Origin of the sequence: Actinoallomurus acaciae (genome assembly GCF_042429965.1) — a bacterium.
Lineage (GTDB): Bacteria > Actinomycetota > Actinomycetes > Streptosporangiales > Streptosporangiaceae > Actinoallomurus > Actinoallomurus acaciae.
Genome location: NZ_JBHLZP010000875.1, coordinates 1 through 2129, shown reverse-complemented (window position 1 = coordinate 2129; position 2129 = coordinate 1). Strand labels below are relative to the sequence as shown.

The 2129-nt window shown below is 73.5% G+C and carries 2 protein-coding genes; both read right to left on the bottom strand.

The window, feature by feature from the left end; all coding sequences use genetic code 11:
- Positions 1-983, bottom strand: a 983-nt coding sequence (locus ACFFNX_RS48350; protein WP_378213181.1) for a sugar phosphate nucleotidyltransferase, incomplete at its 3' end; no start/stop codon positions are given.
- A 243-nt stretch (positions 984-1226) separates the two neighbouring features.
- Positions 1227-2129, bottom strand: a 903-nt coding sequence (locus tag ACFFNX_RS48345; RefSeq protein ID WP_378213179.1) for a sugar phosphate isomerase/epimerase family protein, incomplete at its 5' end; no start/stop codon positions are given.

Sequence of the window (2129 nt, the reverse complement as noted above, 5' to 3'; positions counted from 1 at the left end):
ACCCGCGCGCCGGGCTCGACCACGCAGCCGGGGAACAGCACGCTGGACCGTACGACGGCGTCGCCCGGCACGACGACGCCGTCGCCGAGCAGGCAGCGCGTGCCCTCGTCCAGCCGCGGAGGAGCGGCGGCCAGCGTCCGGGGCAGATCGCCCGGCGGCAGCGCCCCCGGCCGGTCCAGCAGTCTCATCTGCTCCAGGCGGTAGCGCTCCACGGTGCCGATGTCGGCCCAGTAGCCCGAGACCGGGTACGCGAGCACGCGCCGGCCCTCGGCGATCATCGCGGGCAGCACGTCGCGGCTGATGTCATGCCGCCAGCCGTCCTCGCCGAGCGCCGCCAGCGAGCCGAGCACCTTCTCCAGCACCTCCGCGCGGAACAGGCAGAAGGCGGTGAAGATCAGGTCCGACGTCGGCTCGGCGGGCTTTTCCACCAGCCGCCGCACCCGCAGGTCCGCGTCCACCTCGACCATGCCGAACAGGCGTACGAACCGGCGTTCGATCCGCTGCACGCCGATCGTCACGTCCGCGCCCGCGTCGCGGTGCGCGGCCACCATCGGCCCGTAGTCGAAGGTGTAGACGTGGTCGGCGTGCTGCACCAGCACGTCGCGAACGCCGGGAGCGAACACGTACTCGGCGTTGGTGAGCAGTGCGTCGGCGGTGCCGGACTCGGGCGGCCGTGGCGGCAGCGGCACCCCGGGCGGCAGTTCGCCCGAACGCACCAGTGCGTCGTGCGGGCCGAAATGGATCCGGACGCCCGCGCCGTCCCAGTGCGTGGCGAGATGGTGGACGAGGTCCCGTTCGCGGTGCATCGACAGCAGCACCACCTCCGGGATCCCGGACCGCGCGGCGTTCGCCACGCTGAAGTCGACCAGGCGGCAGGACGCCGCGTAGGGCACGAGTGGTTTGCACATGTCGTCGGTCAACCGGCCCATCCGCTCGCCGAGCCCACCGGCGAGCAGAGCGGCGCGAACGTCACGCAGGGTCATGAGCCCTCCTTCGTCGGGAGAGGGTGACCACCGGGCCGCGTCTTTCGACTCCCTCGCTTCGCTCGGTCATGGGCCCTCCTTCGTCGGGAGGGGGTGACCACTGGGGCGCGTCTTCTGGTTCCCTCGCTTCGTTCGGTCATGGGCCCTCCTTCGTCGGGAGGGGGTGACCGCCGGGGCGCGTCTTTTGATTTCCTCGCTTCGCTCGGTCATGGGGTGTCCCTCTCGCTGTGGGGAACGTGCCGGTCACCAGGTGCGGCCCTGCGGACCGCTCTGGGGCAGCAGGTCGCGCAGGAGCCGTACGGAGCCCGCCGCGCTCTGCTCGCGCGGCAGCAGGGCGTCCTCATGCTCGACGTACAGGACGCCGCGGAACTCCTCGTCGAGCAGCGACGAGACGATCGCGGGCCACGGCATCTCGCCGGCGCCCAGCGCGCGGAACCGGATCGGCGGTCCGGGCCCGTACCGCGACCATCCGGCGCCGGGCGGCGGCTCCGGACGGTTCCAGCGCTGCAGGTCCTTGGCGTGCGCGGCGCCGAGGCCGTCGCCCCAGCCGCGGACCGCGTCGACCGGGTCGTGTCCGGTGGCGGCCAGGTTGGCCGGGTCCACGCACAGCCGTACCGAGGCCGACGGCTCGGCCTCGGCCGCCGCGTCGAGGAGCTGCCGGGCGCTGGTCCGGTCGTAGACCACCTGCTTCGGGTGCGGCTCGACGAGGAGCGTCACGCCGTGCTCGGCGGCCAGCCGCAGGATCGGCCGCGCCTCCTCACACCAGAGAGCGATGTTGTCGGCCCAGCTCACGGCGCTGTGCCACCACGACAGCCAGCGCGCCACGTCCGGCACTCCGTACATCAGCCGTACGTGCGGGGCGCCCAGGTCGGCGGCGAGCCGCACCGTGTCCAGCGCGGACCGCAGCGCGTGCTCCCGCTTGTCGGAGACCGAGCCCGCGAGGACCGGGTCGGTGTGCGGGCCGTGCGGACCGAGCAGCAGCTGGCTGTCGCGGCTGTTGCTCACGCACTCCACCGCGGCGTCGGCGACCGCCGCGCGCAGTTCGGCCCGGTGTTCCTTCTCCCGCGCCCAGCGCGCCAGGTCGACCAGGCCCGACGTGCTGTCGGTGGGCAGGTCCACCGCGTCCACGCCGCAGCGCGCGGCGTG